The sequence below is a fragment of the Sphingobium sp. TKS genome (assembly GCF_001563265.1).
Classification (GTDB): Bacteria; Pseudomonadota; Alphaproteobacteria; order Sphingomonadales; family Sphingomonadaceae; genus Sphingobium.
Genome location: NZ_CP005089.1, coordinates 1 through 24,886, shown reverse-complemented (window position 1 = coordinate 24,886; position 24,886 = coordinate 1). Strand labels below are relative to the sequence as shown.

Genomic DNA, 24,886 nt, shown 5'->3' with positions numbered 1-24,886 from the left:
GCTGCGCCACGGGCTACTTGTGCCAGCGGTTATGGGCGGCGCTATTTCCCGATCCGAAGCGATACTGCGACTGCATATACCATGGGTTCGGATCGTCATTCAGGTGAAGGCCCTTGCGCTTGCGACGCGGGCTGGTTGGTTCGGTCGGTGGATCTTTGCCGAAGATAGCCGCCAGCACGAAAGCTGCGACCACGGCCACGCCCCACCAGCCAAAGGCAGCGTGGGCCAGCGTGGCGACAATAAGAGCCACGATCAGCATGAGCGCGCCAGCTGCGATCAGCAGGATAAGCCACGCCAAAAGCATAGCCGTCCGTAGCGCGCTTGCTGCACGCCGGAGTTTGCTGACGATCTGACGGCGCATAGTGACCTCCTAAGCTGTGCGGCTCTCGCCTCGATCGGAGCCGATCAGCTTAGGGAAAGGCTGCTCCCTAAAGATGTTCGGCACTTGAGTTCGCAGTGCGTGGGACATTCGGAGCGCCGTTATCAAAGTGGCGTCCTGCCTGCCGTTCTCGATGGCGGCGACTGTTTCAGGTGAGACGTGAATCCTCGCCGCCAGCTCGGATTGCGTAAGTCCGGCAGCGATGCGCAAGCTCGCTACACGATTGAACAGTTTGGCCGCCACAAATGCCTCGCAAAATTAAACCCTATTATCGTTAGGGTCTATGAGAGGCATTGTCCACAAAAAAGGGCGGCCGCTAGGCCGCCCGTCTTATGGGGAAAGGGAGGGGGCTTAATCAGCCCCGCCCCTCGTCAGGATGCCCAGCCCCTCAGCGATCAGGTCCACCGAGTAGCGGGTTTCGCCATTGCTCTCGTAGCTGTTCTGGCGGACCCGTCCGGTGATGTGAACGAGGTCGCCCTTGCCCAGATCAGCGGCGCGCTCTGCCAGCTGGCGGAAGAACGTCACACGGTTCCAGTGCGTATCGGTCTTCCATTCATCGCCATCCTTGCGGTTGTAGTTCGCGGCGACGGAAACGTGGGTGACTTTATCGGTCGTATCGACACTGCCAACGCGGCCGATGATCCGAAATTCAGCGATGTTCTGCATGGTAGTCTCCTTTGGATAAGCGTTGCTGACGGATTTTTTGCGGCGGAGCTGAGCCACGCGGGCAAGCTGAAAATGGGAGGGTCCGCTTGCGGAAACCCAAGGCCGAAGGCCGGTTTTCTGCTTGCCCGCATTAGTGGCGATGCGCAGTTCGTATCCGTCAGACAGCAACGCCCAAAGGAAACCGCCCGAGTAGATGCAGCAATTTGGACTGGCGGTGGTGGCAGCTGCCACCGGCCATTGGCGCCCATAGGTCGCTGCGCTCGATCGGCATGGGGGCGATTGGAAAACCCTGTCGCGGCTCCGCCGCTCTTTCCCTGGCTGGCAGTCCGTTGACGCGGGCAGGGGACTGCCGGTGGCAGCTGCCACCGGCGCGAAGCCGAACAGAAAGGGCAATCAGCGTTTCCGCTCACGGTGATTTCGCTGAGGGCTGGGTTCTTGCACCTGGGCGGCGCGATGCGCCGCCCATACTCGCTTGACTGTGCTGCGGTCGCAATCGGCCAGCTCTGCCGTTTTGGCAATGCTCTTGCCCGCCTCGCGCAATGCCACAATGCGGGCGTGCGTTGCCCGATCGCCTTTGCGCCCTCCGCTGCGACCTGCGGCTTTTGCCAAGGCGATACCCTGGCGCTGTCGCTCGCGGCGATCGGTGTAATCGTCGTGGGCCATCTGTAAGGCGATCTTCAAGAGCATCGCCTGAACAGATTCGAGCACGATGCGGGCGATGCCATCGGCATCGGCCGCGAGGTCGGACAGGTCCACGACGCCGGGAATGGCAAGTCGCGCGCCTCGCGCACGAATTGTCTCAACCAGCTGCTCAGCCTCGGTCAAGGGGAGACGACTTATCCGGTCGATCTTCTCCGCGATCACTACTTCGCCGGGTTGAAGATCGGCAATCATTCGCAAAAGCTCGGGGCGGTCGGCGCGGGCACCCGATGCCTTCTCTCGATAGACCGCCGCGACATAGTAGCCTGCGGCCTTTGCTTCGCCCACGATCGCGTCTTGGCGACGCAAATCCTGCGCGTCGGTGCTGACGCGCAGATAGACGCGGGCAATCTGTGGGGCAGGGGAAGGAACGTTCTCAGTCAGCAAGGTCAGGCCCCTCGGGCGGCGATGAGCGAAGCTTGGCAATGCCTGCGTCCGCTTGTGCGATTTCAATTCCGCACTGGCGCGCTCTTGCGCGCAATCGCTCAAGCTCAGAATTGCGGGGGAGAAACATGCGAATGACCCGGTTCCGTCCTTCTAGCGCGATTATGCGCTGCGCAAGATAAGCCGCCTCATCATTCAAGGCCTGGTGCTGTTCCTCCGCCTTGCGTAGCTGGCGCTCCCACGCTCGCTTTCGAGCTTTCGCGCGCCGCCTTTCATCGCGGTGTCGAGCATCAATCCTTTTTTGGTCCTGCTCTCTGGCCGCTGCTTCGGCCGCGCTAGCGGCAACTTCCTCTTCCCGCGCCCTATCAGCATTTCGCTTCGCAATGAGCGCATCGAGCACGGCCGCGTCCGTGCCGAGATTGTTCATCACCCATCGCATCCGTCTGTAGGCCTTTGCTTCGATCTGTCCGATCGAACCAGGCGAAAGCCCCACCACACTTGCCACTGTTCGCTGCGTTTGCGCTTCCCCCTCGGGACCACCAATCCTTAGGCGCACAATTTGCTCTTCTCGCGGTTCGAGAGTTGCTAGCAGTTTGTCCATAATGTGAGGATCGTTGATCCGCTCGATCGCGCTGCCGCCGAGGCTATCAGCCGAAGCCGTTGCGCTATGGTTCGCCGTCTTGGCAAGCTTCGCATTAAACAGCGCGATCGGTGACTGCATGTTCATTATCCCATGTTCCAGCACGAACATGGCGCACAATCTATACCATCTGCGCTAGGCGCGAAAGCCATGGCGCAAATAGCTTCTAGAGCAACCCTATTGCGCCATGCTGCCCGTGCCGACATTCTGCGCCTAGCCAGAAGGACGCGAACACGATGCCAACCATATACCTGAAACGAACATCGCCGTTGATGGCCCAGCTAGGGGCCAACATCGCTCGCGAACTAAAGAAACTAGGCATAACTCAAGGGGAGTTGTCCGAACGCTCGGGCGTTGCGGCGTCACATATTTCATACATGGTGCGCGGACATGGTAATCCAACGCTTGCTACCTTGGAGAGCCTTGCCGATGTTTTCGGATTATCGGTTGTCGAATTATTGGCAGCGGATAGCACTTCCCGCGATAAGTCCTGAAAGGCAGTCGCTTAATTTGATCGGAACAATCTATGTCCAGTAACCCGCCCCGCGAATTTGACCGACTGCTACAAGATGCGCCGCTGGTGCGGGCAATGGGGGGAGCACTCTCGATGTTTGCCACGCTGCTTGCGCGCCAAGGCATTGTCGAGGCGAGCGAGGTTGCAAACTTGCTGGGTATCTATGCGGTCGCCACAAGCGAAGTCGATAATGAAGAGGGCATGATCTTGGGATGCTGGGCAGCTATGATCCGCGACGTGGCGGAGCAACAGCGCACAGCTACTCGCAAATAACCCCGGCGCGCACGGCGCTAAGGGGCCGGTCACGGCCCTTGGCGGCGGGCGTCAGCGCGCCGCCTTGGCGGCGAGGTCGCGCAGGCCGTAGCCGTCGGTCTTGTTGCGGGCGGCGTCCGCCACCTGGCGGACGATGTGCACCATGAAGCTGCGCCGGTTGGTGCGGCTGATGCACGAGAATCCGGCCTGCAAGGCGATTGCCTGCACCTCGTCCACGGGGCGTTTGTCCAGGACGCGGTAGGCGTCGCCGAGCTTGCCGCTGCGGGTGGCTTCGACCAGGGCACGGGCTGCCGTCTCGGTGTCGTTGCTCATGGCGTGGCTCCTGTCTCGGATTGCGGGTGCGGTGGCCGGTTCCCCGGCCACCGCTGCGGGCCGCTAGGCGGCTGCGGCTAGTCAGCACGGCCACGGTGACTCCACCTGCGGGGGTCGTGGATCCTAACCCCGGCAACAACAGCTCAACGGCACGCCTGGTGGTGGTGCAGCAGAATGATGGAGCTGGTTGTAATGCAGGGAATGAAGGGGTGAGCTGTGCGGAGCATGCTACGCGGCCGCCGGCCGGAGCTGCGAACAAGGAACCCGACGCCGGCGCAACGCCGGGGTCGCGATAGGCGAACCAGGCCGCCCCGAGGGGCGGCTTCGCTTAAGCGCTTAAGTCGTGCCGGGTCGGGGCGGATCGCGTCCCTCGCAAACTAGTCCGCGCAGACGGCGACCCGGCTCATTGTCATCGGGCCTCCACCGAATCCCGGCGTCGCGCGATTGACCCAGCGAACCTTCTTGCAGCTCGTCTTGCCGGTGCGCGTTGTCGCCCTCGGACGGGCGTCGGCCGGGGCTGCGCCAGCCTGCTCGTCCAGCCATCGGTTCGCTGCGGCGGGGCCGTCCCGCAGCATCCTGCGACGATACTCGGCCTTGTTTCTAGAGAAGGCGGCTTGCCGCTCGGCCTGCGAAACCTGCCGTGACGGCGTGGTACGCGGAGGCGCCTTGGACCTTCTCTCGCCAGGCCTGTCCGTCACCATGTCCTGTTGGTGACGACGCAGTGTTTCGTCTCGAACCGAGTCGAGATGCGTGCCTAGGTAATCCTGCGCTGCTACGGGGCCAGTGGTGGCAAGTAATGCCAGGACTAGAGCGATGTTCCGCATTGAATTCTCCTGCGTGTTTCGGAAGCCACGGCGCGAAGTGCTGTGCCTTACTGCCATCGTCCGCCCTCGGTTTCAACGAACGTCTCCGGCAAGTGAAAGGCTTGCAGGGCGACGGTCAGGGCGTCTTGGACGTCCGACCATTCGACGCCATCGGGGCCGTCAAGATAGGCGCGGATCAGCAGGCGGCACGCCTGCGCGGCCTTGGACGGGTCGGGCTTGATGGTGAGCGGACTGCGACGCTCGGCGAGTGATGCGGTCACTGTCGTTCTCCTGTCTTGGGGTAGCCGTGAGCCGCTTCGATCTTCTGGGCCAGCTCGGCCAGGTGTTCGGAATCAAGTAGATCCTCGGCGCTAAGATCGGCCGCGAAAAACTCGCTTCCGCTGGGTGGCGCGCGATCGACGGCGAAAGCGGTCAGATAGGGCCGCGCCTCGTCCGTGGCGATCCAGCGCCAGAAAGCATTGCCCTGGCCGAATAAACCGCTCTCGAACATATCGAGCCGTGCTTGTGCGAAGTCGGTCAATTTGCGTCTCCTGACAATCAGGCGGTTCGGCAAAAAAAGGGAGGCCGAAGCCTCCCTTTGTCTTACTGGAACAGTTTGATGAAAGCGGGCGCGAGGCCGATGACTGCGAGGACGAAACCGACGCTGCCGATGACCCAAGTTTGTGCCGTCAGCTTGCTTTCGATTCCCTTGTTCGCCTCCTGAACCTTCACGGCGATATACTCCTCAATAGCCTCTACAACTTCCGCTGCGGCGTCGTCGGACAGATTAGCCGCTTTCAGTGCTCTAAACAATTTGATGTGCATCCGGTTCTCCTTCTCGTTGGTGACGGGAGACACCCGGCATGGGCACCGGCGCCGGCTGTCAGGGACCGCGAAGCGGCCGCGTTAGCGGGCGGTGGGGGAGCCGATTTGCGCAGCAAATTGGGGGGACCGCCGATCCTTGAAAGCTGGCGCGCACCCATGCCAAAATGCCACGACACACAGAGAGAAGAGATTGCGCGGGGCGGGGTTCGATGCCCCGCCCCGCGCTCTGCATGGCACCGAGATCATCGGTTTCGCCCAGCGGGCGAAAGGGGGCGGGGTTAGCCCGCCCCTCCGGCGTCAGCCGGATTGGCCGCGCTTCGCCTTGGCCGCCAGCACGACCGCGACGACTTGCGGATAGACGCATTCGCCGCGCTCGATGTTGCGGATGCCGGGGCCGTCGAGCACGTCCTTTATACGGTCCTCGATGATCTGGCCCAGCTCGGCCGCAACCGCCTCGATGTCAGCACTCGTCTTGCCGATAAACATCGGGTCTTTCGGCCACATGCTTTCCGCGTCGAAATGATCCTTATCGTTCAACGCGGTCGCCAGCGCCTCGATCGCAGCATTTCCAAGCGCACGCTCGAAAGCCAGCTGAGCGAACAGACGATGAGACATAACAACCTCCTTGTTGCCGGAATTGGCAAGGCCAAGGGGAGGGCAGCGCCGGGTCGGGTCAGGGACCGCGAAGCGGCCGCGCTAGCGGGCGGTGGGGGAGCCGATTTGCGCAGCAAATTGGGGGAACCGCCGATCCTTGATGCGGCCTGGTGCAGCCCTCATGCTAGGAAGACACTGACGGGGGGATTTAACAAACTAACGCCCGCCCATCGAGCGGACCTTCACCCTGCGCCGTCTCGCGCCCGAACGATCGCGCTGTATTCCAGCAGCGTTTGCCGGACATTCTCATCATCCACCACATTGAGCGCATGGCCGGTGGCCGATGCCTGATCCGTCCGCATTTCGAGCCAAGCGATCCGCGCCGCGTTCGGCGCTACGCAACCATGCTCGAGCGCGATCTGCTCACTGTAACCGGCGATAACGTCGTTGATGGCCTCAAGGGCCGCCTCATAGGCGATGGCCTGATCTTGGGTCCACAAGGGCGCTGTCGGTGAGAGGGCAGTCACCTTGCCATATAGAGAGGGCAACTGGTCTCCCGGCAAGCGCAAACTACGCCATTTGCGCTTGCCGAGAGTGGGCGGCCCTACCGGGGGGCTTGGGCCGTTGCTGGGCCTATAATCCTCAAACTCACAACGCCAAATGGCGTTGGATAGATTGAAAGGGCGGCGCGACAAACAGATGCCCCCTCGAAGCGCATCGTGCGAAGTTGCGCATGGACCGCGACAATTCTCGCTCTCAGTTGTCGCTCAACCAAGCGAGCTGCTGACCGATTCCAAGCCCCTCCATCGGAACCGATGCGCGCCGTTCGATCTGCGGCCAAAGGGGATCGCGATAGTTGCGGCCTGCGAGAACGATCAGCGGCGCGGCGGCGTCGATCTGCTCGGCCATTGCTTCGATCACGCGCGCGCCCCAAAGGCGGCGCGCGCCTGCCTTCATCGCGCCTAGCGTTTCGTCATAGGGCGCGATGACGGTTTCCGGGGCGATCAGGCCATGCTTTGCTGACAGGATGAACCATGCGCCGCCCTGTCGTTCGACATAGGCACGGGCCTTCTGGAACCATGGCGATGCGTAAAGATCGCGCGCCGGGGCGGGGCGGTCCAGCTTCGCAGCAACGCAAGCGACAAGGAAAACCGGAGACGGGGACGGGGGAGGGTCGATGACAGACGGCGGCGCTGCCTCAAGATCGGCAATGACGGTGCAGCGGCCCCATTTCTGCAATTGGCGCTGCCATCCTTTCGGCGGTCCTTGGCGCTCGGCAACGTGGCTAAGGGTCGGTCCACCGAACAAGTCGGGTTGCTCCCCGATGCGCTGCACCGGGGGAACGTAGCGAGGTTCGCGGATGCAATGGCGGGCCATGCTCGATCCCCTCAAAAGGCGAAAGCGGTCTGGCCGCTCGCCTCGGTAAAGCTGGCGCTATCGCCTGCCGCGTAACGGTCGCGGCCCATGGGGGACCATTGCAGATGCCCGGAACGGTCATAGGAAAACCAACCATCCTCGATCCCGATGATGAAAGACCATGCCTTATCCTCGGCGCAAGGTCCGTGAAGATTGATCGGCCAATGCTCGGCCCCGCGTTCCTGCTGGCAGGGCGACGGCGCGGAAAAGCTGCGAAGCAACGCGGCGCGGTCGGTCGGCTCGGTAGCTCCCATTTCCCGCATGATCTGGCGGGCCTCGACGGTGCTGATGTGGCCGCTCGCCTTCCTGTCGGCGTGGTCCGAATAGCGAAGGCCATAGACAACGGCATTGAAGATATTGCGCGGCTCGGTGAACTCCTGCGTGGCGAGCAATTCGCGCCATTTCCCGGCGCTGATAAGGTCCACCGCATGATGCCAGAGCGAATGAACGCGGTTGCTGTAGCCGTGGCGGTTCGTCACGCCATCGCGGGCGATCTCGATCCCAAGCGCACGCTCGACGTGTTGCACGAAAGGATGGGCGGCAAGCAAAGGATGGCGAAGGCCGATCTTGCGCGGCTCGTCCTGCTCTGCGCGGATGACCTCGATGGGGAACTGAAACAGGCGCGACGGCAGATTCCACGGCGCGGAAAGGGGAAAGTCGCGGGGCACATCAAGCGCCCCGTTAATGTCCAGCACAAAGCCGTTTGGCGCGAAGCCTGCGGCAATGATCTGGTCGCCCAGCTGGTCGGCCTGCGCGGTGCGTATCGCGGCGGCGGCGCTCATGCGCTCAACTCCGCATAGGTGGCGCTGCACTCGTAGCGGATCGCATCGCCATCCCACATAGGACCGCAAACGCCCTTGAATTTCGGTGCGCCCTGCAACTCAGGCCGCTGGCTCGGATTGCTGTCGTAACCGCTGCATTGAAGCCCCTCGACCGCTGCCCGGCTGACGATGGTTTCAAAGGTCGCGCCCTCGATCTCGATCCGGTCAAAGTCCTGCTCGGTCTGGCGGTAGATACGGATTTTCATGGGCTTTCCCTTCCTAATTGAGCCGAAGGCGATGACGGGTCATCGACTTCTGCCGAAAGCGGGCGACGCTGGGCCGGGGAATGCCGCAAACGGGGCCGATCAGGGGGGAGGGGGATCACCCGCCCTGCACGGAGCGCAGCGAAGGAAGGGCGGGGAAACCCGCCTGGTCGCCAAGCGGAGCCGCGCAGCGGCGGAGACGGTCTAGCCCTTGCGGCAGGGGGCAGGAACAGGCCCCAAACGCGACAAATCAGCGCGGCGGCTTGCCGCCTCAATCTGCGCCAGGACAGGCGGTGGCAGCTGCCACCGCCTGCACCGATCAACCCGGCTTGCGGATCGCAAGCAAAACAGTGTTCACGTTGGTTCCGGCGTGGGCGAAAGAACCGGGGGGAAGGTCGATCCATTTGCGACCGTGGAAATAGATCGCCTCGCAACCAGCGATCATGCGGTGTAGCGCCTTGTGGCGCTGATCCTCGCCATACTCTGCCCGCGCGCTCATGATTGCCACCAGCACGCCTCCCGGTTTGAGAAAGGCGAGGGCATGGCGCACATGGTCACAGTCGCGGCCTCGATCAAAAGGCGGGTTCATTATCACCGCGTCGAACGGTGCGTAATGGGCCGGGTCCAATGCGAGAAAATCGCCCTCGATCGCATCGGCAAAGCCGTGGATTACGCGTAGTTCGTGGGCGAAGCCGGGTTGCAGCTCCACGCAAGTTACATCGGCACCAGCGTTGCGCGCGGCCGAAGCAAGCGCGGCCTTTCCCGCGCTAGGCTCTAGAACGCGCTGGCCTGTGCTGATCCTCGCATGTTCGATGACCTGGGCGGCGATCTCCGGGGAAGTCATGAACGCGCCGAAGTTCTTAGCGGGCGTGATATGATAGGCCGGGGCCGCTTCTGCCTCGGTCGTCTCATAGGATATTGCTCCGTTCCAAAGCGCTGGTCGCCCTCCAGATCGCAAATCCCCGCTCCGCCGACGCCAGCGCGGCGTCGATCTGGGCGTCGCTCGCAATGGGGCACATGCCGACGGTCTGCCCGGTCGCCGGATCGGTGATCGGACGCTCCCCCGCTTCACCGGAATGCCAGCCGCCATCGATGAAAAGCAGTTTACTCATGGATGGAACCTCTCTCCATGCAGGTTCAGCGCCCCATCGGCGCGTTATATAATTGGATATTCATTTATTCAGTTATCGCCGAGTCCGTCAACCACCGATCCTTTCCAAACGCCGCCGCCGATACAAGCAGGAAATCGGCGGGACCGCCCCCGCATTCCGTCAGGCGTTGTCCCGCGACAAGCTGCGGTCGATCAGTGTGCCGACAAGGATGACGGCGGTGCAGACGCCCAGGATGAGGGCAAGCTGTTGGATGCCCGCATCGCTCGCCTCATGGCCATAGGCGAGACTGAGCAGGCTGGTGGAAGTCAAAGCGCCCAGATATTGCGCCGTCCGCAAAAATCCCGACGCCGCGCCGATTTCGCTCGTCTCGCTCTGCACATAGACGGCCGTCTGGGACGCGACGCTGGTCAGGCCGGTGGGAATGCCGAAGAACATGACGGAACAGGCAATGATCCAGCCCGCCGAATGCGCATGAAGGAAGAAGAGCAATATGCATCCCACGAGCGCCGACGCCGCGCTCAGCGTAAAGGCGGCGCGCAGGCTCCTGAGACGCCCCCCGGCCAGAGCGCCCAGGGCAGAGAGAACATACATGGGGATCGTGATCAGCCCCGCTTCCGTGGGGCTGTATCCCGCCGACGCCTCCACCCATTGGGGAAAGCCGAAGAAGATCGAATAGATGACGATCTGAAAGCCCAGATGTCGGACATAGGTCAAGGAAAGCGACCGGTTGCGCATCAGCATCCGGATATCGAGAAAGGGCTGGGTGCGTTTCAGCGAATGCAGGATCAGCGTCGCCAGGGCGGCGATGCAGACGGGCAGGGCATACCATATGCCCATGCCCATCAGACAGAGCATGAAACCGATCAGGAAGATCGAGAAAAGCCCGATGCCGATCAGGTCGAGCTCCCGCAACAGGGTGCCTGCCCTGGCGGACACATAGGGCTCATATTCCGGAATCCAGGCGATGACGAGGATGGCGATCAGCAGCACGAAAGGCAGGTTGAGGGCGAAGATCGCGCGCCACCCGAAGGCGTCGGACAATATGCCGCCCAATGCCGGACCAAAAATGGCCGTGGCCGCCGCCGCGAACGCCAATATGCCGAGCGCCCCGCGCGGCGGCTCGGTGCCCAGCCTGTCCCCGCGAAGACGGAAGATGCGCATCGCCGCGGGATAAGCGCCCGATGTTCCCACGCCCAGCGCGACCCGCGCCATGATCAGGGCCAGCAGGGAGCCCGCCACCATGCCGACGACACTGGCCAGCGCGACGGTGAACAGGGAAATGAAATAGATGCGGCGCGCGCCCAGCACATCGGCCATGCGCCCCATCACAGGCTGCGCGACGGCGCTGCTGAGGTAGATGGCGCCGATCAGCCAGCCGGTATCGGCGACGCTGGCATGATAGTGCCGCGCGATGGGGACGATGACTATCGAAATGGCGGTCGAATTGATCGGATTGAGAACCGCGCCCAGCGCCAGCGGCGTTACGAAACGGACGCCGAAGGGCCGTTCATGCTCCCGGGCAGCGGTTCGAGCGGCCAGCGTTCCGGCAGGGGAATCGTCCATCAAATTTTCTCGCCTCCCGAAATGGCCCAAGCGACCGGCCCTTGCTCAACTTCGCCATTCACGGCGGAAACGCGGCGATCCCCGCGTCGGTGCCGCACAGCCGGTCCCAGAAACGGAAATAGAGGCCGTAATTGCAGCGGTAATGGCTGTGATCCTGCATTCCCCAAGTGGCGTGGCGTTTGAGGTGAAGATCGCCTGTATCCGAGCGCTAGACAAGGATTTTCTGCCGCAAGCGGCACCTGCGGTCGCGCAGACTGCTGGATCTGGACGGATCAGACCGCGAAGCCGCTGTTTCCTTGCCCAGGGGCGGCGTTTTTCAGCGCAGCGGACAGATCTGTCCAGCCGCTTTCGTTCAGTTTGAGCGTGGATCGCGATCATGCGCATAGCGGTGGCGCTCGCAATCGGCGGATAGCGGCGAGGATGGCGCGTACCATCGTGCCGGTGACAGCGACCTCGGCCAGCTGGAAGGTGATGGTGCGGGCGTGACGGACCACACGTGCCCCGATCTTGATCAGCTTCAGTTGCAGGCTGGTCAACGACCAGTCGGCCATGGCCTCGGGCAGCTCGATGCAGCGCAAGAAGGTGGCCAGGTTGTACGCCAGGGCGTGCAGTTGCAGCCGCACCTCATTGTCGCGGAACTTCCGGCACGACAGCCGCGTCCAGCGAAAGGCGTATTTGCCCTCTTTGATGTGCTGCTCGGCGGTGCCGCGCTGGTTGTAGAACCGCACCACCCAGTCCGGCTCCATCGGCAGGTTGGTGACGATGAAGCCGACACGCGGGAACAGTTCGCCCGGATGCCATTCGATCTTGGCGATCACCCGGCGTTCCTTGTCCCAGGACGCCGCCTGATACTCGAATTCCTCGAAGAACCGCTTGACCTTGGTCAGTGACGGCCGCCCGACAGGGCGCGTTAGCCGATGCGCGATCTTGTCCTTGAGGACCGCGTTTGCGGGCAGCCGGATGGCGTAGAAGAACCGCGCTTCTTCCAATCGCTCATAGATCGCCGGGATCGCGTAGGCAGCATCGGCCCGGAAGAACCTGCCACCAAGGTCGCGCTCCGCGTAGCGCGCAATGACGGGGTCGAGAACATCACGCCAGCCATCGGCGCTGTGGACGTTGCCATGGCGCAGGGCGCAGCGTTCCAGCATCCCGAACTGGTTGAACAGAAAGTTGGGGTGATAGCAGCTACAGTCGAAATGGCCATTCCAGGCGGACCCTTCCTGGTCGCCATGGGTCGGGCTGACCGAGCTGTCCATGTCCAGAACGATGTACTTCAGCCCGTTACGGTCATGGAACCGGTCGATCCATTGCCCGTTCAGGTCGGCCAGCGCGGCACGGTTCCCGGCCAGAGCCAGCGTCTCGGTCTCGAACCGTCCCATCTGCGATGCCGAGGCCGCTTGTGCATCGACCGCTCTGCCGCCGACAACTTGGCGCATGACCGGATCGCAGGCGAGACGGTTGGCGTCGTTGACATCCTCGTATCCGGCCAGCCGCCCAAAGACTGATTGCCGGAACAGGCCGTCGAGCCGATGGACCGTGTTCTTGCCAGAGCGAGTATCGCGCAGCGCCGCTGACGCCAAATCGGACAACCCGAGCGCGTCATCAAGCTCGCGCATCACCAGAAGGCCGCCGTCGGAACTGAGCTGCGTGCCGCGAAATTCCAGCCGCACGCGAGGGTCGAAATCCACCCGATCTGCCCGTTGCAAGCCCGCACCCTCTGGGTGATCCATGAAACGCGCCCCTCGCAGCCTTCAACACCATGTTTTATATAGGAAATATAATGGTCAGGACAGCGAAATCAGCGCCTTACTTGGGAAATGTGGGATCACATCACCTCCTTTGAGCGAGAGGATTTGCGAAAGGCCGCTGTCACAGTCCTTCGCCCTCGCTCGATGAAGGCTATACAACGGATTGACGACAATGCGCGCGAAACGCTCTTCACATTTTCGTGAAGCCATTGGATGATCGCCGGCGACCGTTGATGAAAAGGGGAAGCTATGGGCCTCGTATCGCAGGTTAGCGCCGATGACCGGGAAAGCGCATGGCGAATAGTCCGTCATCGCGAAATCATGGAACGACTGATTCCGCTTTGGGCCGTGCTCGGCGTTGCGCTGGTGTTGATGGGCGTGGACCTGGGCGGGCGTCTGCTGTGGACGCTGCCGATGATCGGATATGTCTTTGGGGTGATGGCGGTCGATCATGGCCCTGATTACCGCGCCGCGAATTATTGGGTGCCGGTCCTGGGAAGCCAAGCGGCGGCGCTGCTGCCTCTCATCACCAAATTCTAGATCTCTCTGGAGCGGTGGCAGCTGCCACCGCTCCACGCGCGTCAAGCTCTGCCCTCGAAGCGGGCGATCAGCTGCTCCGCTACGGAAGCAATTTCGGCGGGGTCGGCGGTTTGAGTGCAATCGCCGCCTACAACAGCGCCGAGCGTGCCGCCGTCCAGTTGGACAACGTGGACACGCCACACGTCGCGCCGGAGTTCGTATTGATCGGGAAGCGGCCTCTGCATGATTTCATGAAACACTAGGTCAACCCATTGGCGCGCGTCCGGATCGGAAGACGCATCGGCGTAGTCGGCGCGGCTCGCCATGACGCTGTATCGGTCGCCTAGCATGAATTGGCGTTCGCGCGCGCGCCGGTCCTGCTCGATCCGCGTTACGCGATCTTTTTCCGCCCGCTTCATCGCCTGTTTCATCCGAACATCGTCGGCGCTGCGCGTCAGCGCCGCCATGATGTTGGGGACGCGCGCGGGCATATAATGCCCCGCGCGCTCGGCCGCCTCGATCACAAATTGCAAATCGCTGATCTCGGTAGGCGAGAGGGTGACGCGAACGGCGCTCGCCGTGTTGCTGATTTTCATGGCTGCGGCTCCGGCTCTTCTTTCGCCTTGTAGGCGGCAAGGCCGATCCATGATCCGTTGTCGCCGCGAAACTGGCGCACAACATCGCCGCCGTCCCAATGGCCGGTGAAGATGCCGCGCCGGTTGATGCCGCCGACGGGGCGCGTGCGCGCCGCCAGAAGGCGGGCGCGGCGCGTGTCTCGATCTAGGTGGCGCATGGGTTGCATGGTCAATCCTTCCTATTCGCTGGCGGTGTCGAGGTTTGTGCCGATCTCGTCGGCGTCGAAGTCTTCAAGGGCTGAAATCGCGCTTTCCAGTTCGGAAACTGCGGCGTCCATCGCCTGCGCACGTTCGCTGTCCTCAAGGCTGGGTGGTAGATTCTCGCGGGCGGCCTGTTCGTCATCCTTGACGGTTTCAAGCATGTCGCGCGCCTCATCCAACAGGGCTTTGCCCTTGTCGATCAGCACGCGGGCGGCGGCGATCTGCTTGCGGCGTTCGCGGTTCATGCCTCTGCCCTCACGTCGCCGCTGTCGATCTGGAATCCTGCGCGGGCCAGCTCGTCACAAAGGGCGTGCTGCCTCTCTTCGCGGGTGCCGCTGGTGGCGATATAGCTGCATCGCCCCCAATGGAACGCGAAGCCTGCACGTTTCAGGCATCCGCGAAACCGCTGGTGGGTGCGGTCGCTCCAATCCAGTGTGCCCGCATAGTTGCGGAAAGCGGCGACGGCGCAGACGGAACCATAATTCTCATCACGCCAGCTAAGCTCGATAACCGGGGGCGATTTGGTCATGATGGCCTCCCTCAATATTCACTGGTTAGGAGAATGGTGAGCACGCGGGTTGTGGCATCGGGATTCCACGGTTCGGCGCTGCCAAATTCAAGATCGCGGTCGTAATAGATCCTATGCAGGCCGGATCGGCTATGCCGTTGTTCCGTCAAACCCCACGGAGAACGCTAAATGGAGAACTCGTCGTCAGATTACTGCCCCAAGACTTCTGTCATTGTCAGCGTTGAGCTCAGCAAGCGCAACTGGCTTGTTGCTTCGCTCTCGCCAGGAGCCGCGAAGCCTTCGCTACGGACAATTCCTGCCGGGAACAGCGCGGCACTGATCAGTCACCTTCGCAATCTTGAGTGCAAGGCCGCTGATCGTATCGGTGAACCTGCCGCCATTCGCCTGTGCTTCGAGATTGGATATGATGGCTTCTGGCTCGCAAGGCTACTGCGGTCGAACGATATCGATACATATGTGCTGGATCCCGCCAGCTTCCTCGTGTCGCGGCGAGGCAGGCGCGCAAAAACCGACCGGATCGACGCCGAAGCAATGATCGGAATCCTCAAAGCCTATCTCGCTGGCGACAAAAGCGTGTGCCGTGTCGTGGACGTGCCCTCCCCCGAGGAGGAGGACGCGCGCAGAGTAATGCGAGAGCGCGGCGATCTCGTGCACGAGCGCACCCGAATTATCTCTCGGATCAGGGGGCTACTTGCATTACAGGGCATACGATCTGTCAAAGCCATCAAGGGCGGTGACTGGTCAAAACAGCTCGACGACATGCGCACCGGCGATGGGCGGCCTTTGCCACCAAACCTTCGTCGACAAATTGAGCGCTGTTTCGAACGGCTCGCGTTGCTCAACGATCAGATCAAGGACATCGAGCGGGACCGCGCTGAAGTTGTGCTCCATGAGGAGTCTACCTTCCCATGCCGAGAGAAAGCGGTTCGCCTTGAGCAGCTGAAGGGCATTGGTCCGAACAGCGCGGCAATGTTGGTTGCTGAGGTTTTTTGCCGAAAGTTCGAAAGCCGACGACACGTCGCGGCCTTCCTTGGGTTAGCTCCGGCGCCCTTCGCCAGCGGCGACGTGTCGCGTGATCAGGGCATCAGCAAAGCCGGTAACCGAAGCACACGTGTGCAGATGGTGGAACTTGCCTGGTGTTGGTTGAAATATCAGCCAAGTAGCGAACTGACCGTTTGGTATCGCAACCGGTTCAAAGGCAACGGCGCTCGCGCGGCAAAGGTGGGGATCGTTGCGCTCGCCCGAAAATTGTTGATCGCGCTTTGGCGCTTTGTGGAGACCGGTCTGGTCCCTCAAGGTGCCGAGCTCCGCGCCGCCTGATGCCTATGTTGCAACAGGCTCGATAAGGCGACGCGGATTGGTGTGATGCGTGACCGGGAAAGTTGATGGCGCCTGAAAACGCCCAGTAGTAGTTTGGTCCGCATCCGCCTTTGCTCGATCCGGGGATGTGAATACGGATTATGGTGCGCGGGAACGGCCGCGACCGGATACAAGTCTATGCACGGATAGTGCATCAGCTGACCTCGGAACGAATGAAGCCAATCCTTGAGCATTGCGTGTGGGGGCCCCCAACGCGTCAACAGAAGGAACCGTTCAATGCGATCTTGACAAGGCCCGGATCATACAAGTCGAACTTCCACATGACCGAGAGGGCTGGGCGCGTGCTGTCGTCAGTCCAGCGGGTATGCCATTGGCCGATCACATCACGATAAAGGAAACCGGCGTCATGCTCGCCGTGCGGGTCGTTGTCGGGTGTGAAATCCTCAAAGCCCTCGATCATCTTGAGAATGTCGGACTGCGTGTTCTCGTCCAGCGCCGCGATGCCTTGCGTAATCACGGTGCGACAAGTCACACCCATCGTTCGCCGCGCAATGTCGTTCAGCGCCGCGATGGTGGCGATCTGGTCAGTTGTCGCTTCCATTTTCCTCACTCCTTTAGGCGAAGCCGCTGCCTGCGGCCTGCGGCTCTGACCCGCTGGCGAAGCGCGGGATGGGGAGGGGGAAGCAAAATCGATGGGAGTGGTGCGGGCGGCGCGTCTAGGGAGGCCCCGGCGCGCGGGAGCGCGCCGGAACTGGCCGAACTTGGCGTGCAACCCGGTCCTGTCGATTATGCTTCGGGAACGAAAGGGCGGGTGCCCTTGGTGTTCCCCCCGGTGGCAACTGCCACTACTGACGGGGCGCGGCCCTGGGCCGCTCGATCCTATGTGGCAGCTGACAGACTACTAGGCGCGCGGCCCTGGCCGCTCATTTTCAGCGCTCGCGGTCCTTTGATTTCTCGGCCGCCTGTGTCGGTGATTTGCCTTCGCGCAATGTTGCGGCGACATGCGCCTTTGCGCTTTCGACGATCTGCGCCAGCTGTTCCTTCGATGCGCCGCGCTCGGTAGCTGTGGCGACGCGCTTATCAATGGCCAGCTGGAATTGCGCGAACCTGGCATCGGCCCGGTTCTGCTCAGGCGAGTTTTTCTCGAATTGCGCGGCAAGGCGTAGATCAACCTGACTGACGCCGGGAGGCATGACTTGCAGACGTAGCACGCGATCGGCGGCCTGAATGTCGCGGTCGGTCATTTTCGAAAGGAAATCAGCAGTGCCCGCGCTGATGGCGCGGACTCGTTGCAGCGGGTCCATGCCCTCGGACCAACTGACTTCGATTTGATGATAGCGGCGCTGTTCGATCAGTTGAAGGTGGTGCATCGGCCCTTTGGGATCACGGAAAAAGGCGAGTTCCTGCGCAGAACGGGCGGCTAGCTGGCGCATGTCAGCGGACGTTTCCGCGATCCGGTTAAGCTGCTCATACTGCCGCGACGCAACGGTTTGCGCAGTAGGTAAGTAACGGCTGATCTGATCCTTGGCTTGCTCGATGCTCATAGCGCGCCGTTCGCCAGCTGGCATGAGAGATTCCATCGAGGGCGGAAACGCGATGCCCGCTGGCCCGCGCGCTGGCTCGACGCGGCTCTGTTCGAGGGGCATGGCATCACGGATAACTTTGGCGAGGGAGGCGTGATTTCCGGTATGGAAGCTATCGCGGCTCGCCTCCATCCAGTCCTTCGGCCCCATTGCCTGGATCGAGACGAATTTTTCGGCCGCAAGGGAATGTAGCTGCAAGTGCAGCCGCATGGTACGACCATTGCCCTCACGGAACGGATGAACGGCATTTAATTCGGAGATATGCCGTCCCATGGTATCGGCAAAGCGATCACGATCCATCGACTTGAGGGTTTGGAGGTCGGGCAGCTGCTTAAATTCGTGCTCCATGCTGCGGGCAATGAAGTGCGCTCGCGCAAAAGTGCTGCCGGGTTTGCTTATGTCCACAGTCCGAAAGCGCCCCGCCCAATCATATACATCCTGAAACAGATGATTGTGCAGTTCGCGATACTCGCGCGCATTCGTCGCCGGCATGGCGCGCTGCACAATCAGCTCGCCATGCCGGACAACCGAGAAGAAAGCTTCTCGCTCCTTGAGAATATTATCGTCGCGGATTCCCAGCTTGTTCCGAAGAACGTCGCTGTTACGCCAGGTGTAAGGGTCGCTCACCAATCATGCAGCAAGTTTCTGGCGGGACAGAACATCACGGTTGTAGTCCTGCGCCAGACCAATCGCCACATCGACGGGAATTTGGGTTTCGACCAACAGCAAACAAAAAGAGTGGTCATCCGAAACCAATTCAAGTCCTTCAATCTTGCAATTTGCGATTGCTTCGCAATAAGCTGCCATCACGTCAGGAATGTCTTCCTGCCGACGCGGCTCATACCCCATCGCCTTGATGCGATTCCTGTAGGTGTCGATGATATTTTCCATTTTGCACCTAAAAACGACCTGCTCCCGCCCATAGTTAACATGTCGGGATTTGTATATAAACCACATTGAGTAGCCCCCCATATTTCACTTTCCTGAAATGAGACGCCGCGCAAGCGCGGCGTCTCGTGCATTTTGCGGGGCGGGGCATTCAATCCGCTTGGTCGGTCATCATCGCCAACAGGTAGTCGGCGGCGTTCTGCGCCTCGCGGGCTGCCTCAAAAATGGCGCGCTTGTCGTTGCGGAGCGCGGTCAACCAGTGCTCGATATACGCGGCATGGTCTTCGCGTTCCTCGACCTTGAAACCGACAATCGCGCCGATGAAGGATGCGCCCAGCTCGGCCACGAGTTCGTCCCTCGCATAGTCGGCGCGACTCGTTGAAATCAGGGTTTTTCGGTTGAGGCGGCTTTCATGCCCTGCATGATGCACGGCCTCATGCGCAAGCGTGGCATAGTAGTCGTCGGCGGAATGGAACGCTTCAAAAGCGGGCATTTGGATATAGTCGTCGCGGGTGTGGTAATAGGCTTGCGATCCGCCGATGCGAACGGTTGCGTCGATGCGAGAGAACATCACTTCAAGCTCAACGTCGCGGGTTTCGGGATTGGTGATGATCGGGGCGGGCGCGGGATATTTGCCGTCCAGTCCTTCGACCTGATCGGCATTGAAAACCGTGTATCGTTTCAAGAACGGAATGGCGCGCTCGTTGTCCGTCTCGGAGTCTTTCACGACAAGCTTGTTGGCATAGACAATGGTGGTTCCCTTGCTGCCCTTCCTGACATTGCCGCCCAGCTCCAACGCCTGTTTGAAGGTCAGCCAATAGGGCGAGGCGAAGCCCTGACGCATAGCGCTGGCCCAAAGGCTGAGGACGTTGATCCCACGATAGGCGACCCCATTGTGCCGGAGCGGAATGGTCGGCCCACCGCTCCACGGCTTCACCCACGGCTTGGTGCCCGCTTCCAGCATCGCAAGAATGTCGTCGGTGACGGCCTGATAAATGTCGATCCGGTTCGTTTCCTTAGCCATTTTTCACTCCTTTAGGCGAAGCCGCTGCCTGCGGCCTGCGGCTCTGACCCGCTGGCGAAGCGCGGGATGGGGAGGGGGAAGCAAAATCGATGGGAGTGGTGCGGGCGGCACGGCTAGGGAGGCTCCGGCGCTCGCGCGCGCCGGAACTGGCCGAACTTGGCGTGCAACCCGGTCCTGTCGATTATGCTTCGGGAACGAAAGGGCGGGTGCCCTTGGTGTTCCCCCGGTGGCAGCTGCCACCACCGGCAACGCGCGGCCCTAGCCGCTCATTATACGCGGCCGATTTTACCGGCTGCGTTCTGTAAAATGGGTGCGGTGGCAGCTGCCACCGCCCCGCAAGTTTGCGGGGAGCGCGGGAGTGAAGCGCGCTCCCCATGCCGTCATGCCGCTTGGCTTTCGCTATCAGCGGCATCGGGCAAGGCAGAGGGTCGAAGGGCGGGGGGCAGGATGCGCCGCCCCGCAAGGCGCTCGTTGACCGTCAAGGCAAGATCAGAGCGCTTCATGGTCTGGCAATTCTCTGCGGCGTCGTTGCCGCAACCTTCGGCCAGCAGCTTCAAGAGCGTGGCCTTGCTAAGCTGGTCATAGAATACCTGATTGGGTTCCCACTTGTCGGCCATGTCGATCTGCGCGGCCCCGACGATCTGCGCCAGCTGGCGGTCGCGGTCGCTATGGAACGAAAGGCTCGTGATCTGCGAGGCCACGCAGTAGGCCAGCAGCCGCAATTTCGCTTCGCTGTCCATCTGGCGCATGTCGTCCAGCGTGGGTGTCTCGGCCAAGCGGGCAAGATCGGCCCCCGCGATTTCGTCAATGTCGGCAATCGTGGAATGGCCCATGATCGCCTCGTCAACATGGAAGCGGTTCTTCTCGGCGGTGATTTCGGCGGCTTGTTGCCACGAATAGGAGTTGCCGCGAACCTGCCCCAATAGGCCCGTCAAGAGCACGTCCAGCGCCAGCTCCGGGTCGCTGGCAAGGGCTTCCCGAACCGCCATCGTGCGGATGCCGCCCAGCTGATCCATGACCTTCTGCGAGTAGTCGGGCCGGGGAGGCTTGGGGCCATCGGCGGCGGTGCCCTTGGCGCTGCGCGTGAACGCAACCTGTTCGATACCGTCATGCCCGATGAAGACGATAAGCGAGTGCTCGGCCTTCTGCTCGGCGGTGAAGACGCGGCAAGCCGATACGATAGCGTCCTGCTTGCGGGTCAGGGCGCGCAACTCGTCGTCATAGTCGTGCTCGTCCTCGTCCACCTCGCTTTCCCGCTTGGCGATTGCCGCCTCGATCTCGACCAGCTGCGCGGTTTCTTCCTCGGTCGGATGGCGCTCGCCAGCGGGTTCCAGATGGCCGCGCATCCAGTAGGAATCAGGCCGGTAGAGCTGCCCTTCTGCATCGCGCCAGCCATCTTCGCGCGCCGCCTTGGCGATGGCGTCGAGCCGATCTTGCACAAGGTCCATGACAAGGCCCGCATCATCGCAATAGCGACGTTCTCCGAAAAGATCGGTGGTGAAGGTGCCGCCTGCGGCGCAATAGGCTTCCTCGCCTACAATGCGAAAATGCTTGTCGGTATCGGCAACCTTCTCCTGGGTGAGCATGGCGCGGATTTGGTGGGCGTTGTCGCCGGTGCGCTTGAAAACCTCAAGCTGGCGGTCCTGATCGTCTGTCAGCGCGAAAGCCTGCGCCGCGCCCATGCCGATTTCGTCTTTCTGGAAGGCTTTGAGAATGGTCGGGTGCAGCGCCGCCAGCTTCAACACGCGGCGGACATAGGCGGGGGAGACGCCGAACGATGCTGCAACATCGTCAACGTCTTTGCCGCTGTCGATGATCGCCCGATAGGCGGCGATGGCATCGGCGGGGTGCATGTCCTCACGCTGCGCGTTCTCGGCAAGAGAGATTTCCAGCGCCTCGTCCTTGCTGCGGATTTCAACGGGAACCTCGAAAGTGCCGGGGATGGTCTTTGCCTTCTGCAACAGCTTCAAGGCCCGGTAGCGCCGCCCTCCAGCGCAAATCTTGATCTTGCCGTCCTCATCATAGCCGATCAGGTTTTGCAGCACGCCCCGCGCCTGAATGTCGGCTGCGAGGGCTTCAATTTCCTTGGGCTTCACCTTCCGCACGTTGAGGTCGGAAAGCGCCAGCTTGTTCAGTTGGATGGTCTGGATGGTCATTTTTCACTCCTTTAGGCGAAGCCGCTGCCTGCGGCCTGCGGCTCTGACCCGCTGGCGAAGCGCGGGATGGGGAGGGGGAAGCAAAATCGATGGGAGTGGTGCGGGCGGCGCGACTAGGGAGGCCCCGGCGCGCGTGAGCGCGCCGGAACTGGCCGAACTTGTCGAGCAACCCGGTCCTGTCGATTATGCTTCGGGAACGAAAGGGCGGGTGCCCTTGGTGTTCCCCCCCGGTGGCAGCTGCCACCACCGGCAAGGCGCGGCCCAGGGCCGCACATTTAGCGGCTAGAGAATGGCGAGAGCGAGAACCGCAACGATTGATCCGCACAATGCGGACAAGAGCATCAGGCGTGTCGTCGCGGCATTGATCGCGATCGCAGCGCCGGCACAGGCCCATAGCAGCGCAATCGTGGGTCCAGCGCGGTAGATAAGGAAGCCGATATAGCTGTTCGGCAGGAGCCGCGGATAATCGACGATCAGGCGTGCAACGATACCGCCGCCTGCGAGAATGAGCGCGGCGATCAGCCATGCCGCGATTGCCTCGACGCGCGGCGATGCACTGTGCCTGGGCGCGGCCTGCATCGTCGTTCGCATCGCATCATTCATGCTAATCTTCCCTTATAGCCCTGACCGTCACCCGAATGGGCGGAGACGGCTTTGCTGGCTCCGTGGAGCCGCGCGGCGCAGCCGTGGGGTGGAATAGGGCAGGTTCCCGGCTCCGATCATTTGCACTTGTTCGGCAACTGGCCCCTCTCGATCGCCAGATTCCTCATCGCCTCGTAATCGACACCCCAAAGGCCTCGCCGCTCGTCGGCTGCATCTTTCATGAAACGGGCATAGGCCAGCCCTGAATGTTGCCTGTAATCAACGGCATATCCATGGCGCACCATCGTTGCCGAAACAGATGCCCCATTCGACCGAAACCGGCACGACAGGTTAGACCGGCCCCAGCTTGTCCGCCGCGTGTTGCATATCGGCTCGATCGTCAGCTTTTCGTCCTGAAAATCGCTGGTGCAATCCATGCCGCCATTTTGCTTCACCAGCTCTTCCAAATAGAGCTGCGCTGCGATCTTGGGCACATTGCCCTTACCGTCCTCATCCGGCGCATCGATTCCCGACAACCGCACCCGCTTTTTATCGAGCGTTTCGAATGTATCGCCGTCGATAATGCGCGGGTTCTCGACGTGGATCGAAACTGGCTCGCTATTCCTTGCTTGCATCTGATTGAACAGCGCACCGAACGCGAAAACAGAGAGAATCGGCAACGCGATTTGCTGATTTCGCGGCCATTTTTTGAAACCTCGGATCAGCACCTGGCTTTCTCCTGAAGAATGTCGTTCCAGTCCATCGGCGCCGGGGCTGGCGGGAGGATGATTTTCAATTCGCGGTCGTTGGCAGTGAGGTGGCCGCGCGCGTCCTCTATGGCCTGTGCCGCTTCCTGGCCGTGTTGCGAGTAGATGACGATTTTGCGGATGCGTTCGGGGATCGCGATCAGGCCATAGCGGCGAATGCCGCCCGCGCCCCATACCTTAAATTTCCCGGCGCTAAGCTGGGACACGGAAACGGCTTCCTCGAAGCCTTCCGCGAGGCGCAGCACGTCGCCGGGTGGCTGGCCGCCGATCCGCATGGCGGCATGTCGGACCAGGCCAAGCGTCAATTTCGCCTCGCGCAGCGCCGCATGGTAGCGTTTCTCGCCGGTTGCTGGATCGAGCAAGATCCGCTGCACGGCGATTATGCCTTCATCGGCCTCGAACGGCACGAGAAGGGCAGGATGCTCTTCGCGGGCATCGGGCGGGCCAACGATGCAGCGCGGTGCGAAGCGAACCTTGAGGCCGGTCGGGTCGATTGCGCGCGAACGCAGATAGCGTTCAGCCGCGGTGCCCGCGATCGGCACGGCGGAATCCCATAGTTGCAGGGCGAGCTTCCGGCGCGAGGGTTCAGGCGCGCGATCGACCGTCTCGCCGCTGGTGTGACGATTGATTTTGCGGCTGTTGAGCGCGGACCATACGGCTTCCTGGCTGCAACCGGCCCAACATTTGAACAGGACGGCCTTCTTGCCGGGGGTGACTTGGAGCGACGGATTGCGGTCGTTGTGGGCTGGGCAGCAAACCATGCCATATGAGCCGCGCCAGTGGCCGCCCATATCCGCTACGATCCGACGTGCGCGTGCTTCGACGTCCATCTGCATCGAACTTCTTTCGTCAACGGTATCCCTACATTGGGATTTATACACATTTCACGGAGGCGGGCAAACGGCCGGGATATATGCCAATATCGCGCATGGCCCGACTAGGGCCATTCAATATAAATATCTCCGCCGGTTATCTTCACTTGCGGATGACTCACGTTCTTTCGCCTCAATCGCTTCGCCCAAGCTGGCGAGAATATCGGCCAGCTCGCGCTTGTCCCGCTCTTCACGGGTTAGCTCCCATAGGGGCAGCTGATCCCTCATGCGCTCCATGTCGCGCGCCGCCTCGATCTGGCGATACTGTTCGCAAGCGGGGGCTGGGTCAGCCGCGATGCCGCGACGGCGGCGAGCGGCGAAGATTTTGGAGAGGAAGGCGGGGAAGAGGAAGCGATAGGCGTTCGTGGCCTGCTTGATGCGCGGGCCAGCGCCTTGCGCTTCTTGATCGGGAACCGGCTCGTAGCGCCGGAACCAGTCGATAATGCGCGCCTCTTTGAGGCGCGAAAGCGTCTGAACGACGCAATTTTTGCTGAGGCCGGTTCCCTCCATGATGGTGTGAAGGCTGGGGAACAACGCGCCGGTGCTATAGTCGATGACGCGGGCCAGGAACTCGATAATCTGGATGCCGGCCTGTCCGATCGCACCGTTACGAATGCGCGGCGTGGTTGTCCGCCGCTGCGCGAGCGTCTGCCGCTCGTAGAGCTTTGCGGCTTCGATCATCTCGCGCATCTGGCGAGCATTGCGGATCGGCGTGTAGGCCTTCGCCCGCTTCTCGTGGCCTACGGCGATGCTGCCGGCCCAGACTTTGACGCGCGGTTTTTCGGCACGCGCTAGCAAGGCGCGGTCGATCTTGGCGAGGCCAGTGCTACGCAGCACGGCGCCTATGGAAGTGGTCAT

The 24,886-nt window shown here is 61.7% G+C and carries 37 protein-coding genes and 2 pseudogenes; 4 read left to right on the top strand and 35 right to left on the bottom strand.

Going from position 1 to position 24,886, the window contains the following annotated elements; translation table 11 throughout:
- Positions 1–13 precede the first annotated feature (13 nt).
- From K426_RS29490 to K426_RS29470, 5 genes are all read right to left on the bottom strand, one after another.
- On the bottom strand, positions 14–361 hold the full coding sequence (locus K426_RS29490; protein WP_228168057.1) for a hypothetical protein: 348 nt from the start codon (positions 359–361) through the stop codon (positions 14–16).
- 9 nt (positions 362–370) lie between these two features.
- Entirely contained in the window at positions 371–622 is a 252-nt protein-coding gene (locus tag K426_RS29485; protein ID WP_059153604.1) for a helix-turn-helix transcriptional regulator, read from the bottom strand.
- A 108-nt stretch (positions 623–730) separates the two neighbouring features.
- The gene (locus K426_RS29480) at positions 731–1,045 is read right to left on the bottom strand and encodes a single-stranded DNA-binding protein (RefSeq protein WP_030540874.1); all 315 of its coding nucleotides are present in this window, start codon (positions 1,043–1,045) and stop codon (positions 731–733) included.
- Between the two features lie 393 nt (positions 1,046–1,438).
- Positions 1,439–2,131 (bottom strand): recombinase family protein, encoded by a 693-nt coding sequence (locus K426_RS29475; protein WP_030540873.1) that lies wholly within the window; start codon positions 2,129–2,131, stop codon positions 1,439–1,441.
- Complete coding sequence (locus K426_RS29470) at positions 2,121–2,879, bottom strand: sigma factor-like helix-turn-helix DNA-binding protein (protein ID WP_051768229.1); 759 nt, start codon at positions 2,877–2,879, stop codon at positions 2,121–2,123. Before K426_RS29470 ends, K426_RS29475 begins: the two co-directional genes overlap by 11 nt.
- A gap of 125 nt (positions 2,880–3,004) precedes the next feature.
- Between K426_RS29470 and K426_RS31025 the strand changes: the two genes are divergently transcribed.
- Positions 3,005–3,262 (top strand): helix-turn-helix domain-containing protein, encoded by a 258-nt coding sequence (locus K426_RS31025; RefSeq protein WP_008827847.1) that lies wholly within the window; start codon positions 3,005–3,007, stop codon positions 3,260–3,262.
- 32 nt (positions 3,263–3,294) lie between these two features.
- Positions 3,295–3,555 carry a hypothetical protein gene (locus tag K426_RS29465; protein WP_228223103.1) on the top strand — a complete coding sequence of 87 codons (261 nt, stop codon included), beginning with the start codon at positions 3,295–3,297 and terminating at the stop codon, positions 3,553–3,555.
- 51 nt (positions 3,556–3,606) lie between these two features.
- On the opposite strand, the gene K426_RS29460 is transcribed toward K426_RS29465, so the two are convergent.
- The 16 genes and pseudogenes from K426_RS29460 to K426_RS32040 form a co-directional block, all read right to left on the bottom strand.
- A complete protein-coding gene (locus tag K426_RS29460) occupies positions 3,607–3,867 on the bottom strand; it encodes a hypothetical protein (protein WP_030540871.1) in 261 nt (86 codons plus the stop codon).
- A gap of 377 nt (positions 3,868–4,244) precedes the next feature.
- Positions 4,245–4,691, bottom strand: a complete 447-nt coding sequence (locus K426_RS29455) for a hypothetical protein (protein WP_030540870.1) — start codon at positions 4,689–4,691, stop codon at positions 4,245–4,247.
- Positions 4,692–4,738: 47 nt separating this feature from the next.
- Positions 4,739–4,951, bottom strand: a complete 213-nt coding sequence (locus K426_RS29450; protein ID WP_059153606.1) for a hypothetical protein — start codon at positions 4,949–4,951, stop codon at positions 4,739–4,741.
- Positions 4,948–5,211, bottom strand: coding sequence for a hypothetical protein (locus tag K426_RS29445; protein ID WP_037471423.1), 264 nt, complete (start codon positions 5,209–5,211; stop codon positions 4,948–4,950). Before K426_RS29445 ends, K426_RS29450 begins: the two co-directional genes overlap by 4 nt.
- A 62-nt stretch (positions 5,212–5,273) precedes the next feature.
- Positions 5,274–5,495 carry a hypothetical protein gene (locus K426_RS29440; RefSeq protein ID WP_004213291.1) on the bottom strand — a complete coding sequence of 74 codons (222 nt, stop codon included), beginning with the start codon at positions 5,493–5,495 and terminating at the stop codon, positions 5,274–5,276.
- Between the two features lie 297 nt (positions 5,496–5,792).
- Complete coding sequence (locus K426_RS29435) at positions 5,793–6,110, bottom strand: hypothetical protein (RefSeq protein ID WP_006953908.1); 318 nt, start codon at positions 6,108–6,110, stop codon at positions 5,793–5,795.
- Positions 6,111–6,331: 221 nt separating this feature from the next.
- On the bottom strand, positions 6,332–6,589 hold the full coding sequence (locus K426_RS29430) for a hypothetical protein (protein ID WP_008831892.1): 258 nt from the start codon (positions 6,587–6,589) through the stop codon (positions 6,332–6,334).
- 256 nt (positions 6,590–6,845) lie between these two features.
- A complete protein-coding gene (locus K426_RS29425) occupies positions 6,846–7,466 on the bottom strand; it encodes a DUF6884 domain-containing protein (protein WP_030541642.1) in 621 nt (206 codons plus the stop codon).
- Positions 7,467–7,477: 11 nt separating this feature from the next.
- Positions 7,478–8,287 (bottom strand): hypothetical protein, encoded by an 810-nt coding sequence (locus tag K426_RS29420; protein WP_008831890.1) that lies wholly within the window; start codon positions 8,285–8,287, stop codon positions 7,478–7,480.
- A complete protein-coding gene (locus K426_RS29415; RefSeq protein WP_030541643.1) occupies positions 8,284–8,532 on the bottom strand; it encodes a hypothetical protein in 249 nt (82 codons plus the stop codon). The genes K426_RS29420 and K426_RS29415 overlap by 4 nt, the downstream gene beginning before the upstream one ends.
- A gap of 316 nt (positions 8,533–8,848) precedes the next feature.
- Positions 8,849–9,373: a methyltransferase gene (locus K426_RS29405; protein WP_237230253.1), complete on the bottom strand. Its 525-nt coding sequence runs from the start codon at positions 9,371–9,373 to the stop codon at positions 8,849–8,851.
- Positions 9,374–9,437: 64 nt separating this feature from the next.
- Positions 9,438–9,641, bottom strand: a complete 204-nt coding sequence (locus K426_RS29400; RefSeq protein ID WP_066564848.1) for an aldehyde dehydrogenase family protein — start codon at positions 9,639–9,641, stop codon at positions 9,438–9,440.
- Between the two features lie 159 nt (positions 9,642–9,800).
- Positions 9,801–11,204, bottom strand: a complete 1,404-nt coding sequence (locus K426_RS29395) for an MFS transporter (RefSeq protein ID WP_066564846.1) — start codon at positions 11,202–11,204, stop codon at positions 9,801–9,803.
- Positions 11,205–11,262: 58 nt separating this feature from the next.
- Positions 11,263–11,349: pseudogene (locus K426_RS32765) on the bottom strand (sterol desaturase family protein); the annotation flags it as partial.
- A 229-nt stretch (positions 11,350–11,578) separates the two neighbouring features.
- Positions 11,579–12,934, bottom strand: a complete 1,356-nt coding sequence (locus K426_RS29390) for an IS1380-like element IS1247 family transposase (RefSeq protein WP_006473457.1) — start codon at positions 12,932–12,934, stop codon at positions 11,579–11,581.
- 54 nt (positions 12,935–12,988) lie between these two features.
- On the bottom strand, positions 12,989–13,264 hold the full coding sequence (locus K426_RS32040) for a hypothetical protein (RefSeq protein ID WP_162492917.1): 276 nt from the start codon (positions 13,262–13,264) through the stop codon (positions 12,989–12,991).
- Between the two features lie 9 nt (positions 13,265–13,273).
- Between K426_RS32040 and K426_RS29385 the strand changes: the two genes are divergently transcribed.
- Positions 13,274–13,492: a hypothetical protein gene (locus tag K426_RS29385; protein ID WP_237230251.1), complete on the top strand. Its 219-nt coding sequence runs from the start codon at positions 13,274–13,276 to the stop codon at positions 13,490–13,492.
- Between the two features lie 41 nt (positions 13,493–13,533).
- On the opposite strand, the gene K426_RS29380 is transcribed toward K426_RS29385, so the two are convergent.
- From K426_RS29380 to K426_RS31720, 5 genes and pseudogenes are all read right to left on the bottom strand, one after another.
- On the bottom strand, positions 13,534–14,067 hold the full coding sequence (locus K426_RS29380) for a hypothetical protein (RefSeq protein ID WP_037520606.1): 534 nt from the start codon (positions 14,065–14,067) through the stop codon (positions 13,534–13,536).
- Positions 14,064–14,273 (bottom strand): hypothetical protein, encoded by a 210-nt coding sequence (locus tag K426_RS29375; RefSeq protein WP_004213310.1) that lies wholly within the window; start codon positions 14,271–14,273, stop codon positions 14,064–14,066. Before K426_RS29375 ends, K426_RS29380 begins: the two co-directional genes overlap by 4 nt.
- 12 nt (positions 14,274–14,285) lie before the next feature.
- Complete coding sequence (locus K426_RS29370) at positions 14,286–14,552, bottom strand: hypothetical protein (protein ID WP_008831641.1); 267 nt, start codon at positions 14,550–14,552, stop codon at positions 14,286–14,288.
- On the bottom strand, positions 14,549–14,836 hold the full coding sequence (locus K426_RS29365) for a hypothetical protein (RefSeq protein WP_030541545.1): 288 nt from the start codon (positions 14,834–14,836) through the stop codon (positions 14,549–14,551). The genes K426_RS29370 and K426_RS29365 overlap by 4 nt, the downstream gene beginning before the upstream one ends.
- An 11-nt stretch (positions 14,837–14,847) precedes the next feature.
- Positions 14,848–14,943: pseudogene (locus K426_RS31720) on the bottom strand (DUF3768 domain-containing protein); the annotation flags it as partial.
- A gap of 61 nt (positions 14,944–15,004) precedes the next feature.
- Here K426_RS31720 and K426_RS29360 point away from each other — a divergent pair.
- Positions 15,005–16,156 carry an IS110 family transposase gene (locus tag K426_RS29360; protein WP_066564845.1) on the top strand — a complete coding sequence of 384 codons (1,152 nt, stop codon included), beginning with the start codon at positions 15,005–15,007 and terminating at the stop codon, positions 16,154–16,156.
- Positions 16,157–16,412: 256 nt separating this feature from the next.
- On the opposite strand, the gene K426_RS29355 is transcribed toward K426_RS29360, so the two are convergent.
- The 9 genes from K426_RS29355 to K426_RS29315 form a co-directional block, all read right to left on the bottom strand.
- Positions 16,413–16,757 (bottom strand): DUF3768 domain-containing protein, encoded by a 345-nt coding sequence (locus tag K426_RS29355; protein ID WP_066564844.1) that lies wholly within the window; start codon positions 16,755–16,757, stop codon positions 16,413–16,415.
- 328 nt (positions 16,758–17,085) lie between these two features.
- On the bottom strand, positions 17,086–18,366 hold the full coding sequence (locus K426_RS29350) for a Fic/DOC family protein (protein ID WP_059153630.1): 1,281 nt from the start codon (positions 18,364–18,366) through the stop codon (positions 17,086–17,088).
- A gap of 3 nt (positions 18,367–18,369) precedes the next feature.
- Complete coding sequence (locus K426_RS29345) at positions 18,370–18,630, bottom strand: hypothetical protein (protein WP_022684640.1); 261 nt, start codon at positions 18,628–18,630, stop codon at positions 18,370–18,372.
- 148 nt (positions 18,631–18,778) lie between these two features.
- On the bottom strand, positions 18,779–19,651 hold the full coding sequence (locus K426_RS29340; protein ID WP_059153607.1) for an ArdC family protein: 873 nt from the start codon (positions 19,649–19,651) through the stop codon (positions 18,779–18,781).
- Positions 19,652–20,031: 380 nt separating this feature from the next.
- Complete coding sequence (locus tag K426_RS29335; RefSeq protein ID WP_059153608.1) at positions 20,032–21,807, bottom strand: ParB/RepB/Spo0J family partition protein; 1,776 nt, start codon at positions 21,805–21,807, stop codon at positions 20,032–20,034.
- A gap of 282 nt (positions 21,808–22,089) precedes the next feature.
- Positions 22,090–22,410, bottom strand: a complete 321-nt coding sequence (locus K426_RS29330) for a hypothetical protein (protein WP_020819818.1) — start codon at positions 22,408–22,410, stop codon at positions 22,090–22,092.
- A gap of 116 nt (positions 22,411–22,526) precedes the next feature.
- A complete protein-coding gene (locus tag K426_RS29325) occupies positions 22,527–23,117 on the bottom strand; it encodes a thermonuclease family protein (RefSeq protein ID WP_066564843.1) in 591 nt (196 codons plus the stop codon).
- Positions 23,111–23,992 (bottom strand): DUF7146 domain-containing protein, encoded by an 882-nt coding sequence (locus K426_RS29320; protein ID WP_059153609.1) that lies wholly within the window; start codon positions 23,990–23,992, stop codon positions 23,111–23,113. The genes K426_RS29325 and K426_RS29320 overlap by 7 nt, the downstream gene beginning before the upstream one ends.
- A 111-nt stretch (positions 23,993–24,103) precedes the next feature.
- The gene (locus K426_RS29315) at positions 24,104–24,886 is read right to left on the bottom strand and encodes a hypothetical protein (RefSeq protein WP_059153610.1); all 783 of its coding nucleotides are present in this window, start codon (positions 24,884–24,886) and stop codon (positions 24,104–24,106) included.

Coding starts and splice junctions, on each gene's coding strand:
- K426_RS29490 (WP_228168057.1), bottom strand. CDS start 361: ATGCGCCGTCAGATCGTCAGCAAACTCCGGCGTGCAGCAAGCGCGCTA.
- K426_RS29480 (WP_030540874.1), bottom strand. CDS start 1,045: ATGCAGAACATCGCTGAATTTCGGATCATCGGCCGCGTTGGCAGTGTC.
- K426_RS29470 (WP_051768229.1), bottom strand. CDS start 2,879: ATGTTCGTGCTGGAACATGGGATAATGAACATGCAGTCACCGATCGCG.
- K426_RS31025 (WP_008827847.1), top strand. CDS start 3,005: ATGCCAACCATATACCTGAAACGAACATCGCCGTTGATGGCCCAGCTA.
- K426_RS29465 (WP_228223103.1), top strand. CDS start 3,295: ATGTCCAGTAACCCGCCCCGCGAATTTGACCGACTGCTACAAGATGCG.
- K426_RS29460 (WP_030540871.1), bottom strand. CDS start 3,867: ATGAGCAACGACACCGAGACGGCAGCCCGTGCCCTGGTCGAAGCCACC.
- K426_RS29455 (WP_030540870.1), bottom strand. CDS start 4,691: ATGCGGAACATCGCTCTAGTCCTGGCATTACTTGCCACCACTGGCCCC.
- K426_RS29440 (WP_004213291.1), bottom strand. CDS start 5,495: ATGCACATCAAATTGTTTAGAGCACTGAAAGCGGCTAATCTGTCCGAC.
- K426_RS29435 (WP_006953908.1), bottom strand. CDS start 6,110: ATGTCTCATCGTCTGTTCGCTCAGCTGGCTTTCGAGCGTGCGCTTGGA.
- K426_RS29425 (WP_030541642.1), bottom strand. CDS start 7,466: ATGGCCCGCCATTGCATCCGCGAACCTCGCTACGTTCCCCCGGTGCAG.
- K426_RS29420 (WP_008831890.1), bottom strand. CDS start 8,287: ATGAGCGCCGCCGCCGCGATACGCACCGCGCAGGCCGACCAGCTGGGC.
- K426_RS29415 (WP_030541643.1), bottom strand. CDS start 8,532: ATGAAAATCCGTATCTACCGCCAGACCGAGCAGGACTTTGACCGGATC.
- K426_RS29405 (WP_237230253.1), bottom strand. CDS start 9,373: ATGACTTCCCCGGAGATCGCCGCCCAGGTCATCGAACATGCGAGGATC.
- K426_RS29400 (WP_066564848.1), bottom strand. CDS start 9,641: ATGAGTAAACTGCTTTTCATCGATGGCGGCTGGCATTCCGGTGAAGCG.
- K426_RS29395 (WP_066564846.1), bottom strand. CDS start 11,204: ATGGACGATTCCCCTGCCGGAACGCTGGCCGCTCGAACCGCTGCCCGG.
- K426_RS29390 (WP_006473457.1), bottom strand. CDS start 12,934: ATGGATCACCCAGAGGGTGCGGGCTTGCAACGGGCAGATCGGGTGGAT.
- K426_RS32040 (WP_162492917.1), bottom strand. CDS start 13,264: ATGACGGACTATTCGCCATGCGCTTTCCCGGTCATCGGCGCTAACCTG.
- K426_RS29385 (WP_237230251.1), top strand. CDS start 13,274: ATGGAACGACTGATTCCGCTTTGGGCCGTGCTCGGCGTTGCGCTGGTG.
- K426_RS29380 (WP_037520606.1), bottom strand. CDS start 14,067: ATGAAAATCAGCAACACGGCGAGCGCCGTTCGCGTCACCCTCTCGCCT.
- K426_RS29375 (WP_004213310.1), bottom strand. CDS start 14,273: ATGCAACCCATGCGCCACCTAGATCGAGACACGCGCCGCGCCCGCCTT.
- K426_RS29370 (WP_008831641.1), bottom strand. CDS start 14,552: ATGAACCGCGAACGCCGCAAGCAGATCGCCGCCGCCCGCGTGCTGATC.
- K426_RS29365 (WP_030541545.1), bottom strand. CDS start 14,836: ATGACCAAATCGCCCCCGGTTATCGAGCTTAGCTGGCGTGATGAGAAT.
- K426_RS29360 (WP_066564845.1), top strand. CDS start 15,005: ATGGAGAACTCGTCGTCAGATTACTGCCCCAAGACTTCTGTCATTGTC.
- K426_RS29355 (WP_066564844.1), bottom strand. CDS start 16,757: ATGGAAGCGACAACTGACCAGATCGCCACCATCGCGGCGCTGAACGAC.
- K426_RS29345 (WP_022684640.1), bottom strand. CDS start 18,630: ATGGAAAATATCATCGACACCTACAGGAATCGCATCAAGGCGATGGGG.
- K426_RS29340 (WP_059153607.1), bottom strand. CDS start 19,651: ATGGCTAAGGAAACGAACCGGATCGACATTTATCAGGCCGTCACCGAC.
- K426_RS29335 (WP_059153608.1), bottom strand. CDS start 21,807: ATGACCATCCAGACCATCCAACTGAACAAGCTGGCGCTTTCCGACCTC.
- K426_RS29330 (WP_020819818.1), bottom strand. CDS start 22,410: ATGAATGATGCGATGCGAACGACGATGCAGGCCGCGCCCAGGCACAGT.
- K426_RS29320 (WP_059153609.1), bottom strand. CDS start 23,992: ATGCAGATGGACGTCGAAGCACGCGCACGTCGGATCGTAGCGGATATG.
- K426_RS29315 (WP_059153610.1), bottom strand. CDS start 24,886: ATGACCACTTCCATAGGCGCCGTGCTGCGTAGCACTGGCCTCGCCAAG.